Below are 14,946 nucleotides of genomic sequence, written 5' to 3'. Positions count from 1 at the left end.
TGTCGTCCCAGGCAATCGGAGATCAGAGGTTGCCGAGCCGGCCGGTCGAGTCGCCGAAGCGAGCCAGATCGTCGACCCCCATCAGATCGGCCATGCTCAGAAAGAGGTTGGCCATCGGCTCGGAACTGTGAAGGACGTACCGCCCGGTGCTCAAGGCACCGCCGCCACCACCGGCCAGGAGGATCGGTAGGTTGTCGTGGGTGTGGCGGTTGCCGTCGGCGTTGCCGCTGCCGTAGACGATCATCGAGTTCTGTAGCAGTGAGTTGCCGTCGGCGTCGGGGGTTTGCCGCAATCGGTCGAGGAATCGGGCGAACTGGGAGACGTACCACCGATCGATATCGGAGATCTTGTCGATCCAATCTTGCCGATTCTGGTGGTGCGAGAGGTCGTGGTGCCCCTCGGACACGCCGATGAAGTCGAACGATCGGTTGCTGCCGTCGTGCGAGAGCAGGAAGGTGGCCACTCGGGTCGAGTCGGTCTGGAAGGCCAGCAGCATCATGTCGTACATGAGCTGCACGTATTCGCCGAACTCGGGGGGGACGCCCGGCGGGGTGTCGATGCCCGGGTCGGCGGGGGGGCCGAACTGCTCAGCCTTCTCGATGCGGGACTCGATCTCGCGGACACCGGTGAGGTACTGGTCGAGCTTGTGGCGGTCTTCGGAGTCGAGCCGGCGCTGCATCGAGCGGGCCTCGTCCATGACGAAGTCGAGGACGGAGCGTTGTTCCTGGCGTCGCCGTTCGAGGTTCGCCTGGCGCTGGTCGGGCGGGCCTTCGCCGAAGAGACGCTCGAAGGCGAGCCGGGGGTTCGACTCGGGGGCCATCGGTGTGGTCGGCGATCGCCAGGAGAGGTTGAACTGATAGGCGCAGGCGTAGCCTGAGTCGCAGGCCCCGGAGCGGCGGCCCGGCTCGCACGAGAGTTCGAGCGACGGCAGGCGGGTCAGGTGGCCGATCCGCCGGGCGATGGCTTGGTCGATCGAGACGCCGGCGCGAATGTCGGTCGCGCTCTTGTTCAGGCGGACGCTGGTCAGGAAGGTGCCGTTGCCTCGGGCATGGTCCCCCGCGCCGTCGGGCCCGGCCGTGGCGTTGATCTGGTCGAGCCCGCCGAGGATCTGGACGAGATCGCGGACCGGCTCCAGCGGTTCCAGTGTGCGGCTGAGCTGGAGATCGGCCCCGGAGGCTTCGGTCTTCGGCCACCAGGTCGAGGGGATTGCCCCGTTCGGGAAGCAGACGAAGGCGGTGCGGAGCGGGGCACCCGAGGCGGTCGTGGCCAGAGCTTCACCAACCGGTGAGGGGGCGGCGGCCAGGGCTCCGGCGGGACGCAGGGAGGCGAGGGCCGGCAGCGCGACGCAGGTTCCCAGCCCTCGGAGGAACCGACGGCGGCTGAGATCGGCATGGCGGCTGGGGGCGATCGGATCGATGCGGTCGGTCATGACCTTGGGTTCCCCTGGGGTTCGATGGATTGACTCGACTCAGTCGGTTCCGAGGATCCGGTCGTCCGGATCGGAGGTGGTGGCATTGGCGGTCGTCTGGCCCGCCGGGCCGCGTCGGCGCTGGAAGGGGGCCGATTCGATGATGCCGAGGATCAACTCCGAGGCTCTCCCGTCGTTCGCGTTGAGACGATTGACGAGGGCATCAATGGTCTGAACGTCATGATACTCAAGACCTCGCCCAAGGGCATAGGTGAGCATCTTCTCGACCAGGCAGCGGTAGAAGTCCTGGCGGCGGTCTTCGGCGAGGATGCGCTTCAGTTCCTGGACGGACTGGAACGGCTCACCGGTGATCAGGACGCCGGACGAGTCGATCGGGCCGGTGCGTTCGACTTCGCGATACATGCCCAGGGCGTTGAAGTTCTCCAGCGCCAGGCCGAGCGGGTCCATGCGGTTATGGCAGGAGTTACAGAGCGGGTCGCTGCGGTGCAGTTCCATCGCCTCCCGGACCGAGGGAACCCGTCCGCCGAGGTCCTTGCCCGCTTCTTCCAGCGAGGGAATGTTGGGCGGAGGCGGGGCAGGAGGGGTGCCCAGGATGTTTTCGAGAATGAACAAGCCACGTTTGACAGGTGAGGTGCGGTCGGGGTTCGAGGTGACGGCGAGGATGGTTCCCTGGGTCAGGATGCCGCCTCGGGGGCTGTCGGGTGGCAGGTCGACCCGGCGCATCTCGTCCCCTTCGATCCCCTCGATGCCGTACTGCCGGGCGAGTCGTTCGTTGAGGAAGGTGTAGTCGCTGTCGAGCAATTCGATGAGGCTGCGGTCTTCGCGGAGGATCGTCTCGAACAGCAGTTCTGTTTCGCGACGCATGGCAATGCGGAGACCACGGTCCATCTCGAACTGTCGGAAGCGATCACCGGCGCGGCGGAACTGGTCGCGGACCTCGTCCAGCTCGGCCTTCTCGGCGTCGGTCAACTCCTCGAAGGGCTTGCGGCGCAGTTCTCGGAAACGCTCGCGGCGGGCCTCGGCCTCGGGGTCAGGGGGCTCGTCTCGGGAGAGGACGGCGAAGGCGTTGACCGGAATCGAGTCGATGTTGCGGACCTGGAGCCACTGGCCGACGAAGTTGCGGACGAACTGGTTCGAACGCTCGTCGGCCAGCATCCGCTCGACCTGTGCCCCGAGGTTGGCGCGAAGCTCGCCGCGATCGGCCAGGGCGAACAGCTCGTCGTCGGGCATGGTCGACCAGAGCAGGTATGAGAGGCGAGAGGCCAGGGCGTACTCGTCGATCAAGGGGTGCGGCCCGGGATCGCCCGGTTCGATCCCCTCCTCGCGGAACAGGAAGCGAGGCGAGGCGAGCACGGCCACCATTGCCTGGGAGACACCGGCCTCGAAGGTCCGCCCTGGCTCGGCAGCGATGACCAGAGCCAGATCGGTCAGGCGGTCGGCGGTCTCATCACCCACGGGTCGGCGGAAGGCCCGGGTGGCGAAGCGGGACAGGAGCTCCCGGGTGTACTGGCGAAGTGCCTCGGGATCGTCGGGCACGGTGCCGGGGAAGAACCGCTCGTAGTTCGGCGGTCGGACGAGATGCTCGTCCTCAAACGGGCCGAGTACGGTCAGCGAGTCGATGCGAAGCGTGAGCGATCGGACCTGCTCAGCCTCGGGCGTGAGCGGCTCGACGGTCAGGGTCATCTCGTGGTTGCCGGCGGTCCAATCCAGGTCGATCGGGAAGCGGTATGACTGGCTCGACTGCCGGGAGAACTCGCGGCGGAGCTGCTCCTCGCCGTCCACCGAAACCACGAACAGGCAGCGATTGGAGTCAAACTGGTCCTCAACATAGCGCTCAGTCGCGGAAAGGTTCAGGACAACCTGATAGGTGCCGTCGTGTTCGACTTCAATCGTCGTCGCCACCTCGGCCGGCTCGTAGTACGAGAGGGAAAGCGGCCCTTCGACCCGGACAAAGCCGCCGAACCGCCGTTCAGGACCGGAGGAGGGGCGATTCGACCGCCCTTCACCGACGGGGCGGAAGCGTCGGCCGCTGATCGAGCGTTCGGGGACGGTGCCCGAGGTGGTCGGGACGGCCCGGCCGACGATGTCCTGCGCCGCGGCGATGTAGCGTTCCATCAAGAGGGGGGAGATCGTCAGCACGTCGGCGATGGTGTCGAAGCCGTGGCCGGTGTCGTCGGCCGGGAACTCGGCCTCAGTGTTGAAGTCGACGCCCATCAGGTCTCGGATCGTGTTGCGGTACTCGGTCCGGTTGAGTCGACGGACCGTGACTCGGCCGGGGTCGGGGTGTTCGGGGTCGAGGGCGAAGGCGTCGAACGTGATCCAGTCGAGCAAGAGCTCCCGTTCCTCATCCGACGGCTGCGGATGGTCGGACGGGGGCATGATCTCGGCCTGGACGTTCTTCAGCACAGCGAGCCAGGTGGCTCTTGCGTCGGGCTGGGTCCAGTCGTCGGCGTCAGCAAGGGCTTCAAGGTCGACGTTCCCCTTGTTGACCCCGAACGCGTGGCAAGTGTAGCAGTTGTCTTCAAGGATTGGGCGGATCACCTCGTCGAAGTGATCGTCGGCCGCTCCCCGAGCGAGTGCCGGCGCGGCCATGAAGGCCAGGACCAGGGCAGGAAGCACCCGACGGACAGACTTGTCGACGGCTCGGATGCTGTTCTGACTCATCACCAGGGTTCGCATGGTGTTTGCTGGATCGTCGTTCACCGGGACCATTTGGGTTCGAACGTTAGACCGATCGTGACAGACCACCCCACAGTGTAAAGCGCCACCGGGGGAGAAGGCGCACCCTTTTCTCATCGGATTCTCGGAGCGTCGCGGGCAATCCGATCAGGTCTGGGCCGCTCGCCGAATGCTCGGGAAGCCGTTCTCGGCTCGGGGAATGTAGACATACGGCGGGGTTTCGGCAAAGTCTTTCCAGGCCTGATCGAGGTCGGGGAAGAATTCGAAGTCGGGAGAGACGCCATGGATGAAGAGCCGGTAGCGGAGTTCGAGCGGGTGATCGGCCGCCACGCCGTAGGCTTCGGGATGGGAAAAGGCGGCTTCCATCCAGCCATCGCGGCGAACGTGCCAGTGGGACGGGTGGCGCGGGTTGTCGGGATGGTCCAAGTAGGCGATCCCCTCGAAGACGCCGGGAGCCACCGGTCCGGAATAATCGACCCAGCGGTTACGGGTCTCGAAGATCGCGTCCTCGCCGATCCCGCCTTCGGAGCCGGTCAATCGGCCCCCGCCGAACTGCTCGGAAATCGATTTGGCTAGCCGGACGCCAAGGAAGCCGAAGTTCGTCTTTCCCAGCTCGACGGGACGGCCGTCGGGCGAGGTGAACCGCGATTGCAGGTCGAGGGCGTAGCATCCGAACCACTTGGTGCTCGGCTCGACGGCGGCGATGAGAAGCTGCGAGAGGCGATTCTTGCCGTCGGCGTACCAGTCGATCTCGGCGGCGAAGGCAGCCCACTCGGGGCCGTCTTCGTACCAAAGGACCCGCTTGTGCCGTACCTGGATGTCGGTATTGGGCACTTCTCCCCAGAAGTTGATCCCGTCGACGAACTGGTGGCCGAACCAGACCGAGCGGTGATGCTCGTGACCGACCGGGTTCGGGTGGCCGATCTGCGTGAGTTCCTTCCCCGACGGCCCGAGCACGGGGACGAAGCACGGGCGCGGTTTGCCCGGCTCGAACTCGTAGCCGACGACCTCGCGACCGTCGATCCGGAGCGAGGCCCGCTCAAGCTGGGGGATCGCCTGGCACCTTGGGAAGACGAAGTCGGATCGGGGGGCGATGCGTCCGGTCATGGCTGGTCGTCCGGTTCGGGTTTGGCTTCAGGTTCGGGAGTGTCGGCCCGGAGGGCGTAAAAGGGGCGTTCGCGGTCGAGGATCAGAACCGTGCCGGCCATCGCGGCTTTCCCCTCGGAGAAGAGGCGGGCGTGGTATTCCTGACGGGACCGGGGAAACTGGATCGCGAAGCGGACGGCGGGATCGGTGCCGGGCTCGACCTCGCCGACCACCTCGTACGAGGTCCCCGTCTGATCCGACCGCAGCCGACCGGAGACAGCCCGGCCGTTGACCGCAAGGTCGAGCGTGCCGGTCTGCGAGCCGTCGGCAAGCAGCCGGAAGCGTCCGGCATAGTCGGTGGGTACGATCGCCCGGCCGGGCGATGGGGCTCCCGGCGGAGGCTCTGCGAACTCGGGAGGCTCCTTCAACACATAAAGCGAGGCTCCGCCGACGGCGTCGAGCCTCGTCATTCCATCGTCCGATTGGACGATGGCGAGGTCGTCTCCCTGTCCTTCGGGAACGACCTGGCCGGAGTCGAGATCGAACCGAAAGCCGTCGAACAAGACGACGTTCTGACCCTGGGCAAGGCGATCAGGGGCCGCTCCTCCTCCCGCCGCGAAGGTGGCGAAGCGTTCCAGGATGAGGATGGCAACCGGCTCGGGACGATCGTCCGGGTCGGAGCCTTCGGGGAGGGGCGGGGACCAGTAGCCGGGTGAAAGGACCACGCGACTCGGGTTGCCCTGGTCGGTCACAACAACGACGACGGGAGATCGGACCCCGTCCAGGACGTTGGGCAAAGCAAGGAGGTCGACGAGGGTCAAATGGTCGCGCGCCTCAGCCCCGGTGGCGCTCGGAATCGCCGCAAGCGTTCGGCCTTCGAGGCGGTCGAAGTCGTCGGCCAGGCCAATTGAGGGAATCAGTGTGAGGAGGGCGATTGAGCCGGGGAGGCGGATCATGGCGAGCGTCTCCGAGGCAGGGGGCGAGCGATTGGCAACGCAAGCTGCCTGACACGACGATCGGATCGAGTACTCCCTTGCCCTTCGAGCATGATAGACCTACACCAGGACGGTCTGCCACGGAGCCTCGCCCAACCCCGGGTTTTTTCCGGGATACAGGGATCACCAGTTCCTCGCAAGGAGGGATTGCAACGCATCAGGGTGTAAGCGCTCAATGAGCCGGATTGAGCGTGAGGACGCAGCTTTCAAAAAAATTTCAAAAAATCTGAAATGAAGGGATCGCCTGGTCTATCGAAACCGGGTATGGTCGATGATGTGAGACTCCCGCTCGGGTCGTGCCGGGAGCCTCGTCGGCTGGGGCGGCCGGCGCGCACGTGCCGGCCGCCCGCCGACAGTGTGAGAGGGTCGGAGGACCACCATGCTCGACCTCGGAGCGACCTCGGGACAGACGTGTCGGGGACCGTCGCGACGGGCGGTGTTGCGGATTGGATCGCTCGGCACGCTGGGCCTGACCCTGGGCGATTGGCTGGCGATGCGAAGCCTTGCCGGACCGACTCCCCCCGAATCGCAAGCAAAGGCGAAGGCGGTGATCGTCCTCTGGCTCTGGGGAGGTCCGAGCCACCTCGACACGTTCGACCCGAAGCCCGACGCGCCGCTCGAATATCGGGGGCCGTTCGATTCGATTGCGACTCGAGTTCCGGGGGTTCGCATCGGAGAGCTCTTGCCTGGCCTGGCCGATCGGGCGGACAAATTCGCCCTGATCCGGTCGATGCATCACGAGTCGAACGATCATGGCGTCGCTGGGACGATTGCCCTGACTGGCAGCATCGCCGGGGCCATCAATCTGGGCGGCGCCACCTCCGCCGGGGCGTTGAAGCCGAGCACCGGGGCGATCGTCGCCCGACTGGCCGAGCGACGGCCGGGAGCATTGCCGCCGTATGTGATCCTGGGCAACCCGTTGCATCAAGGGCACAAGCGGGTGGTGGGCGAGGGGGGCGGTATCCTTGGCGCGGCGTATGATCCGTTCCGGGTCGATTACGAGCCCGGTGTCGGCCCAGTTTTGCCCGACGTTCACCTGCCCGAGGGGGTGGCGGCCGATCGGATGGCCGCGCGCTGGGACCTGTTCGAGAGCGTCGCGCCGAGCGGTGCCGACGCCCGATCGACCGCCGCGATGGCCGAGCATTACGCGTTGGCCCGGCAACTGATTGCCTCGAAAGACAGTCTTGAAGCCCTTGAGATCGACCGCGAACCTGAGCGCATTCGCCGGGCCTATGGCTCGCACCGCTTCGGCCGCTCGTGCCTGATTGCCCGACGACTGGTGGAGGCGGGATTGCCGTTCGTGCAGGTGAACTGGAGCACCCACGTCGAAGGCCCTGAAGACGCCGGCGACGGCGGCTGGGACATGCACGACCGGTATTTCGCCATCATGCAGGATCGTCACGGCTGGATGTTCGACACCACCCTGTCGGCCTTGCTCGATGATCTGGACGCGCGTGGATTGCTTGAAACAACCTTGGTCGTCGCCGTCGGCGAGTTCGGCCGCACGCCGAAGATCAACGACAAGGCGGGCCGCGACCACTGGAACTCGTGCTATTCGGCCCTGCTGGCCGGCGGAGGCATTCGGGGCGGGACGGTCATTGGTGCCTCCGATCGCCGGGCCGAGATCCCGAGCGAGCATCCGGTTCATCCGGCTGATCTGTCGGCCACGATCCTCGACCTCCTTGGCATCGGTTCCGCCGAGTTGACAAGCATTGGCCTGACCCCGATGGGGACTCCGGTGCAGGGGTTGACGTGATACCTTCGGCCCGCCTGCTTCAATCCTCGCCCCCGCTCGCGGGGGAGCAGGTGGTCGCAAGGCCGGGAGAGAGGGCACCCTGCCCAGACGTCACGCCCTGAGATTTCGCCCCGCCCTCTCCCTGCGGACGGTGAGAGGGAGGTGGAAGGCGGCTTGCATGTCAGCCAAACGGCAAGTGGGGGGCTGATGAGCGGGACGATTTGGTCGTGAACGGGAGACGCAGTTGAGCATGTTGGCGAGCCTCGGATTGCTGGTCGCCCTGGCGGGAATGCTCGGGGCAGAGGAGACGATCGCGCGACACACCGAGGACGGCCGCGACGTGATCCGGCCCATCTGGTCGCCCGACGGAACAGAGCTGGCGTTTGCGAGGGCCGATCAAGGCGGATCGGCCATCTGGCAGTACGTCATGCCCATGAATCCGCCGGGACCACCTCGCCGCCTGACCGAGCGGACCGACCCGGAATATCAAGGGGTGTTCGCGCCCAATGGCCGCCGGATGCTCCTGACGATCGTGCCGCGATCGGGCACGCAGGGCAATTGCGATCTTGCGCTGCTTGACCGGGAAACCGGAGAATTGACCGTGGTGGTTGATGACCGAGGAGGCCGCCTCTCCCATCAAGAATGGCCGACGTGGGCTCCTGACGGTGAGCGGTTCGCGTTCAGCTCAACGCATGAAGGGAATCAGGAAATTTACACCAGTGCCTTGAGCGATTCCGACCTCGTGCGGCTGACCCAGAGCCCAGGAATTGATTCGCACCCGGCCTGGTCGCCTCGGGGCGATCGGATTGTGTTTGCCACCGACCGTTGGGGGAACCTGGAACTGGCGAGTATTCGGCCCGACGGTACCGACCTGACGCGCCTGACGGATTCCCCCGGACTTGACGATGATCCGAGCGTTTCGCCCGACGGCCGCCATGTGGCGTTCGTCTCAAACCGAGATCGCCGGTTCGCCATCTACGTGCTCGATCTCGACCACCCCGACGCCCCTCCCCTTCGCGTTTCTCAGCATTCGGGCCGCGAGACGATGCCGACCTGGACCCCGGACGGCCGAGGGGTGACATTCGTCTCCGATCGGGACGGCGGCATGGATGTTTATACGGTCGATGTCTCAATCATCGTTGACGACGGCGAGGGTTGAACAGGACTGGTTGGTCTTGTCGACTCAGGAATCAATGCGGAAATGCTGGACCTCGTGCTGGCGGAGCCATTCGAGCAGCGATTCCTGGTCCTCGTTGATCTCGACCTCGGTGAAATTCTCGGTGTCGAGCGGTGAAACGAGCAGGACCACCCCTTCATCGAGGGCGCGCTCGACCTCCTCGCGGGCGATCCAGTATTCATTCGGCCCCAGTGGCGGAACGCCCGGCGCATCGGGCGCGGACATGAAGTAGACCAGTTGCGAGCGGAGTCGGGGGGAGATGGTCAGCGGGGCGACCTCGGGACGGTCGATCGGGACAAGACGGGGCTGAGGCATCGCTGGGCAAGGACCTTCGAGGGGTGTTGCAGCCGGGCGTCGGTGGAGTGAGTCGATCCGCGCCCTTTAGAGAAAGCCGTCCTCATGATAGTCACGGCTCTGAGGTCTTGTCACGAAGTCCCGCCGACCGTCCGGGCCCCTTCAAGGCCTGGACGGTCGCAGGGACGACGGTCGTCTCGGTGAGCAACCTGGCCGGGACGGCTCAGGCTTCAGCCCGAACGCGATGGTGCGGCGGGGGCGTCGGGTCGCTCGCGTCGTGCGGGACCTTCCCGGTTTCGAGGAACGACTTGGTCCGCAGCAGGATCTGCTGAAGCTGCTGCTTCGGGGAATACCCGGACAGCCAGGCCAGGCCATGACCGAGCGCACCGCCGGGAGGGCTGTAGGACATGGTCGCGTGAATCGTCGTGCTGCCGTCAGGTTGCGCGACGTACCGGGCAGCCCCGGCGTAGTGCAGTTCTGACTGACCGGCGCTATGCCACGCGACGGCCTGGTTTGGCTCGAACCGAGTGATCACGTCTTCGACCTCGAAACTCAGTCCGCCGGGGCCGACAAGTGTCCATCCCCAGTGATGTGGCCCCAGCTTCCGAACCTCTCGGACGTTCGGCAGGATGTGAGGATAGTTTTCGTAGTTGGTGAGGAAGGCGAAGACGTCCTCGACCGGGGCCTGAATCGTGATCGAGTCGTTTGACTCAAAGGCGCGATTGCCGCCATCGGCACCCAGCAAGGTCTGAAGCGGGAGATCGGCGAGGGATCGGCTGATCAGTCCCGCGCCGACGAGTCCGCTGGCCAGGCCGAGCAATCCACCGCGTGACAGGCCGCCCAGGAGCAAGGCCCCGCCCGAGGCTCCGGCAAGCAGTCGGGTCGAGGGGTCCCACTGGGTCGGGATCGGGTCGGGCCGGGCACTGCTTCGGCGTCGAACCCGGCCGTGCAACGGGGCCGAGAGGGTGTCCGATCCATAGTGCGGTTGCAGGTGATCAATCACCCCGATCACGCCTCGGGTCGAGGCCACGGTCTCCAGCAAGGGCTCGACCTCATCGGGGAGGATCGGGCCGCTGACGGTCGCCCGGCCGGACAGGACGGACACCTCGATGTCGCTCGGCCGCGAGACGACCCGGCCCATGGCCGACCGAATGCGCTCGGCAATCACACGATCCGGAGCATCATCGCGGGTCAACAGAGCGCGGCCTTCGGCCACCAGGCCCTGGGCTCGGTTCCGGGTGTCTCGACCGGCTTTTTGAGAGAGCGTGTCAAGTTGGTGGAGCTGGTGCTCAAACTGATCGCGGACCAACGCCCGGCGACGACGCCCTCGATCGGGGTCAAAGTAATACATCAGGCCGGCACCAAGCCCCAGCAGGGAAAGTGCTCGCATCATGAGTCTGTCGGCCTCGAGTCGAGAAGTCGTACTCGATCGAGGGCCGTCCTTCAGTTCTCGGGGAGGTTGCGAAATCCACAGGTGACGAATGTTGGTGATTTCCTGCAGAGATTGTGCCGAAGCTCTTTGAATTTGGGTCAATCCGCCTGATGAACACCGATTGCCGGGGAGGTGCCCGCCGCAATCGGGTCAGGAATCCCCCGAAAGGGCCAGCATGATCAAGACGACCCCCAGGATGATCAACCCCCAGATGCCCAGCGTCACCAGAGCGGTCCAGAGTGCGGGGGAGAGCGTCGGCAGGGTTCGCCGTCGCGAGGGCTCCGGTTTCGGCAATGGAGCAGGAGGATCCCGAGGTTCCGGGTCCTGGAACGCAGTGACCGGAGCGTGACGAGAAGAGCTGGAGGCTGAAAACCAGCGGTTCGGCTCGGTCGCCTTTGGCGGATCGTCACCAGAGTCGAGCCACGAGCGGAGGGCCATTGCAAACTCGCCGATGGTCGGGAAGCGGTCTTCGGGCTTTCGGGAGAGGGCTCGAAGGCAAATGGCGTCGAGCGTGGGCGAGAGATCGGGGTGGAATTGCCGGGGGGACGGGGGCGGTTCTTCGAGCTTCCGGTAGATGACCACGTGCGACGGCCCTTGAAACGGCCGACGACCGCAGAGCAGCTCGAACAAGACGACGGCCAGGCTGTACTGATCGCTGGCCGGGGGAACGTCTCCATTGATACCGGCGGCGACCTCCGGGGCCATGTAGCCGGGAGTCCCCATGATCGTGCCGACCTCAGTGATCGTCGCTTGGCTTGGTCCTCGATGCTGAGCGAGGCCGAAGTCGGCGATCAGAACCTGGCCGGAGGCGTCGATCAGAAGGTTCGACGGTTTGATGTCACGGTGGACGATTCCCAGGTCGTGGGCGTGTTCGAGCGCCTCGGCCAGATCGGCGATGATCTCGGCAGCGCGTCGCGCGGGCAGGGGACCGTCGATCAGGAGTTCCGCGAGCGTCGATCCGGGGACGTAGGCCGAGGCGATGTAATCGTGCCCCTGGTCGTCTTGCCCGGCGTCGAAGACCGGCACGATATGGCCGTGGCGCAGCTTTCCGGCGGCTCGGGCTTCGCGAAGGAACCGCTCGACCGCCGAGGGGGCTTCCAGGACCCCCGGATGAGGCACCTTCAACGCCACGTCTCGATCCAGCTGGGGATCATACGCACAATAGACCGCGCCAAAAGCCCCAGAGCCGATTTCCCGTTTAATCTCGTAGCGTCCGACCTGCCTTGGCATTTCCCGATCGGGCCGAGCCCGTTGCTCCGCTCCATTCACCAGGGTGGTCAGCTCCTGCGTCTCAGCCGACCCGGGTCGGCCGACGGCAGTGGCGATCGGAGGGGCTTCGGCCAGACTGAATCGAGCGCCGCAGATGGGGCAGCGGACAGTCTGACCGGCCAACGACGGGTCAAAGCGGTTGATCCGCTCGCACGACGGATTCGGGCAGCGGACGGTTACGGGCATTGCGAGCTCCCCGGTGGGATCGAGCAGCAAGAAGGGGGGGATGAGGGCGGCTCCGACAGGGGTCCGGGGAGACGGTGTCGGAGGCCCAACGGGTTATCCTATGCCATGCTCGGTGCCTGGGCCAGCCGACGGCGACCGGAGCATGCGTTCCCAATCGCAATGGTCGTTACGAATGGCGAAACATGTTCCAGAGCAGCCAGCCGCCGAGGATCACGGCGATGGCGTAGCCGGCCACCCCGAGCGGTACCATTCGAGGCCCAGCATCGATGATCAGGGATGACCCGACGATCAGGCCGGCAATCACGATGCCCGCGGCCAAGGTGTTGCCGGTCCGGGTCAGTTGCTTGACCAGTTGCTCGAATTTATGCAGGTCGAACGTCACCCGAAGCTCGCCCCGGCGGATCGATTCAAGCGACTGGCCGAGCACCTCGGGCAGCAAGGTTGCCACGCGCTGAATGTCCTCAGCCGTGCGGGCGGCCGAGGTGAGCATGCGCCACGGGCTATAGCGTTTACGGGTCAGCTCGGCGACGTAGGGCCTCGCGTGCGTGGCCACGTCGAAGTGGGGGTCGAGGTGTCGGCCGACACTCTCGATCGTGATCAACGACCGGATCAGGAGCATCAGGTCCGGAGGCAACCGCAGGTGGTGGCTGCGAATCAGGGCCACCAGCTCGCCGAGGAGTTTTGAGAGGTCGATGGTGTCGAGCGTCAGCTCGGAGTACGTCAGGACCATTTCGCCGAGATCCCGGCGGAGCGAGCGGTAATCGACCCCCTCGCCGCTGATCTCCAGTTCGTCGAGCGCTCGCATGACCCGGTCGGTGTCCTGGGCCATGAGACCGAGCAAGAGATCGGCGATCCGTTCTCGGGTGGGCAAGTCCATCTGGCCGAACAGCCCATAGTCAAGCTGAACGACGATGCCACCGGGCAAGACGCGCAGATTGCCGGGGTGCGGATCGGCATGAAACAGTCCATAGGTGAAAATCTGCTTCGCCAGCAAGACACCTCCCCGCACCGCGACTTCCTCGGGAGTGATCCCCAGGGCTCGGATGCCGTCGAGGTCGTCCACATCGACGCCGTCGATCCGCTCCATGGTCAAGATGCGTCCGGTCGAGAGAGCTTCAATCACCTCGGGCACATAGGCATAAGGCTCGTTCGCTAGTTGCAACTTGCAGCGCTGCATGGTGCGGCGTTCGGCGTTCAGGTCGAGTTCTCGCTTGAGGTTGCGCTCGAACTCCTTGGCCAGGGCCACGGGGCGGGCGGCGGCAAGCCAGGGAACGCGGCGCTCGGCGACATGGGCGAGGTTGCGGAGGATGTCCAGGTCGGCCTGGACCACCTTCTCGATCCCCGGCCTCCGGATTTTGAGGACCACCGAGCGGCCGTCGAGCAGGGTGGCCGCATGCACCTGCGAGATGGAGGCCGAGGCCAGCGGAACCGGGTCGATGGCGGCAAAGATCGTCTCGGGAGGGCCGAGATCCTCCCGGATGATCGCCTCGGCTTCGGGAAAAGGGAACGGGCGGACCTCGTCTCGCAGGAGGCTCAGCTCCTGAATGTACGAGTCGGGCATCAGGTCCGGCCGGGTGCTGAGCAACTGGCCAAGCTTGACAAAGGTCGGCCCGAGATCCTCACAGACCATTCGCAGTCGCATGGCGCGGTCGGCAGGAGGGATGTTTTCCTCCCCCAATGCAATCTGCTCTAGGGGACGGACCAGCCCTTCAAGATGAATGGCTGAAACGACGTCCTGATATCCATAACGGAGCAGGGTCGAGAGGATTTGCCGATACCGCGGCAGGTCGCGGAGGTGGCCGACGGTTTCGCGAAGCACCGGGCAAAGCGCCTCTTCATCGCAGAGATCGAGGGTCGAAACGCGGATCTGCCACGAACCGGACCGGGTTCGTCGTGACTGGGCTGGCCCCCTCGACGTCGCGGGGAAGCCGAAGGGAAATGAGAGCCGGGAGCGTCCTGGCACCGTGCGCTTCAAGCCGTCGCCCATCGCCACAATCAAATGTTAGCCTACCCGAGTGCCAGCGGCGGGCTCAAGCGTTCCTCGTTGAAATGAGGAGTTTCCGAGGCTTCACTCATGCTGGCCAACGGTCCTCTCGGTCGACCCGGGGTTGTGGCAAGGGGCACCTCCCGAGTAGACTGAGATCACTGGAGGTCCTGGTCATCTCCTTGATGTCAGGACGACCCCGGCCCGAAACCCTGGGAAGAGCTCATGCCCGTCGATCAATCCGTCGATTCGCCCGTCCGGGTCATCGAAGACGCAGATGACCTGTCCGAGGCTCGGCTGGAAGCCGCCGGTTTTATCTTCCACGGTACGGTCCCTGAGCCCGATGCCCCTCGTCGGGCCGTTCGAGCGACGACCAACCTCTTGCACTTCGCACGATGCCCCAAGGTCGATCGGGGACAGAATGATCCGGACCTGCTCTGGTTCCGTACCATTCGGATTGCCAAGCGACACCTCGATGATTCCGTCGGAACCGGTCGCTGGAAGTGGTGCAAGCATTGCCAGCAAGAAGTGACTCAGCGCCTGCTGAACGAATGAGAAAACGTCCCGATCGGAACGCGATCGCTCCTGCCTTTCGCGGAGCCATCGCGTTCGATTCGTTTGCGAGACCCATTCAAATTTCAGACCCCTTGAGATTCGCTCGGGGGCTCTTGAATTTCCAG

Annotated in this window: 11 protein-coding genes; 3 read left to right on the top strand and 8 right to left on the bottom strand. The window is 65.2% G+C overall.

The window, feature by feature from the left end; genetic code table 11:
* Positions 1-22: 22 nt before the first annotated feature.
* The 4 genes from HG800_RS17220 to HG800_RS17205 all read right to left on the bottom strand — a co-directional run bounded on the left by HG800_RS17220 (position 23) and on the right by HG800_RS17205 (position 6,150).
* Complete coding sequence (locus tag HG800_RS17220; RefSeq protein ID WP_169977879.1) at positions 23-1,429, bottom strand: DUF1552 domain-containing protein; 1,407 nt, start codon at positions 1,427-1,429, stop codon at positions 23-25.
* A gap of 39 nt (positions 1,430-1,468) precedes the next feature.
* A complete protein-coding gene (locus HG800_RS17215; RefSeq protein ID WP_169977878.1) occupies positions 1,469-4,108 on the bottom strand; it encodes a DUF1592 domain-containing protein in 2,640 nt (879 codons plus the stop codon).
* Positions 4,109-4,255: 147 nt separating this feature from the next.
* Positions 4,256-5,215 carry a DUF6807 domain-containing protein gene (locus HG800_RS17210; RefSeq protein WP_169977877.1) on the bottom strand — a complete coding sequence of 320 codons (960 nt, stop codon included), beginning with the start codon at positions 5,213-5,215 and terminating at the stop codon, positions 4,256-4,258.
* Positions 5,212-6,150 (bottom strand): biopolymer transporter ExbD, encoded by a 939-nt coding sequence (locus HG800_RS17205; RefSeq protein ID WP_169977876.1) that lies wholly within the window; start codon positions 6,148-6,150, stop codon positions 5,212-5,214. The genes HG800_RS17210 and HG800_RS17205 overlap by 4 nt, the downstream gene beginning before the upstream one ends.
* 418 nt (positions 6,151-6,568) lie before the next feature.
* Between HG800_RS17205 and HG800_RS17200 the strand changes: the two genes are divergently transcribed.
* Positions 6,569-7,945: a DUF1501 domain-containing protein gene (locus HG800_RS17200; RefSeq protein WP_169977875.1), complete on the top strand. Its 1,377-nt coding sequence runs from the start codon at positions 6,569-6,571 to the stop codon at positions 7,943-7,945.
* A gap of 229 nt (positions 7,946-8,174) precedes the next feature.
* On the top strand, positions 8,175-9,083 hold the full coding sequence (locus tag HG800_RS17195; protein WP_169977976.1) for a TolB family protein: 909 nt from the start codon (positions 8,175-8,177) through the stop codon (positions 9,081-9,083).
* Positions 9,084-9,107: 24 nt separating this feature from the next.
* On the opposite strand, the gene HG800_RS17190 is transcribed toward HG800_RS17195, so the two are convergent.
* From HG800_RS17190 to HG800_RS17175, 4 genes are all read right to left on the bottom strand, one after another.
* A complete protein-coding gene (locus tag HG800_RS17190) occupies positions 9,108-9,416 on the bottom strand; it encodes a hypothetical protein (protein WP_169977874.1) in 309 nt (102 codons plus the stop codon).
* 202 nt (positions 9,417-9,618) lie between these two features.
* Positions 9,619-10,788 carry an SRPBCC family protein gene (locus HG800_RS17185; RefSeq protein WP_169977873.1) on the bottom strand — a complete coding sequence of 390 codons (1,170 nt, stop codon included), beginning with the start codon at positions 10,786-10,788 and terminating at the stop codon, positions 9,619-9,621.
* Between the two features lie 189 nt (positions 10,789-10,977).
* Complete coding sequence (locus HG800_RS17180; RefSeq protein ID WP_169977872.1) at positions 10,978-12,282, bottom strand: serine/threonine-protein kinase; 1,305 nt, start codon at positions 12,280-12,282, stop codon at positions 10,978-10,980.
* 166 nt (positions 12,283-12,448) lie between these two features.
* Positions 12,449-14,269: an ABC1 kinase family protein gene (locus tag HG800_RS17175; protein ID WP_206352323.1), complete on the bottom strand. Its 1,821-nt coding sequence runs from the start codon at positions 14,267-14,269 to the stop codon at positions 12,449-12,451.
* Positions 14,270-14,491: 222 nt separating this feature from the next.
* Between HG800_RS17175 and HG800_RS17170 the strand changes: the two genes are divergently transcribed.
* Entirely contained in the window at positions 14,492-14,821 is a 330-nt protein-coding gene (locus HG800_RS17170) for a hypothetical protein (RefSeq protein WP_169977871.1), read from the top strand.
* Positions 14,822-14,946: the final 125 nt, after the last annotated feature.

The organism is Tautonia rosea (assembly GCF_012958305.1).
Taxonomy (GTDB): Bacteria; Planctomycetota; Planctomycetia; order Isosphaerales; family Isosphaeraceae; genus Tautonia; species Tautonia rosea.
The sequence above is the reverse complement of the archived record's forward strand: the minus strand, read 5'-3'. Positions and strand labels throughout refer to the sequence as shown.

Excerpts from the sequence above, each read along its gene's own strand:
- HG800_RS17175 (WP_206352323.1), bottom strand. The coding sequence starts at position 14,269 with ATGGGCGACGGCTTGAAGCGCACGGTGCCAGGACGCTCCCGGCTCTCA.
- HG800_RS17185 (WP_169977873.1), bottom strand. The coding sequence starts at position 10,788 with ATGATGCGAGCACTTTCCCTGCTGGGGCTTGGTGCCGGCCTGATGTAT.
- HG800_RS17220 (WP_169977879.1), bottom strand. The coding sequence starts at position 1,429 with ATGACCGACCGCATCGATCCGATCGCCCCCAGCCGCCATGCCGATCTC.
- HG800_RS17200 (WP_169977875.1), top strand. The coding sequence starts at position 6,569 with ATGCTCGACCTCGGAGCGACCTCGGGACAGACGTGTCGGGGACCGTCG.
- HG800_RS17215 (WP_169977878.1), bottom strand. The coding sequence starts at position 4,108 with ATGCGAACCCTGGTGATGAGTCAGAACAGCATCCGAGCCGTCGACAAG.
- HG800_RS17210 (WP_169977877.1), bottom strand. The coding sequence starts at position 5,215 with ATGACCGGACGCATCGCCCCCCGATCCGACTTCGTCTTCCCAAGGTGC.
- HG800_RS17190 (WP_169977874.1), bottom strand. The coding sequence starts at position 9,416 with ATGCCTCAGCCCCGTCTTGTCCCGATCGACCGTCCCGAGGTCGCCCCG.
- HG800_RS17170 (WP_169977871.1), top strand. The coding sequence starts at position 14,492 with ATGCCCGTCGATCAATCCGTCGATTCGCCCGTCCGGGTCATCGAAGAC.
- HG800_RS17195 (WP_169977976.1), top strand. The coding sequence starts at position 8,175 with ATGTTGGCGAGCCTCGGATTGCTGGTCGCCCTGGCGGGAATGCTCGGG.
- HG800_RS17180 (WP_169977872.1), bottom strand. The coding sequence starts at position 12,282 with ATGCCCGTAACCGTCCGCTGCCCGAATCCGTCGTGCGAGCGGATCAAC.
- HG800_RS17205 (WP_169977876.1), bottom strand. The coding sequence starts at position 6,150 with ATGATCCGCCTCCCCGGCTCAATCGCCCTCCTCACACTGATTCCCTCA.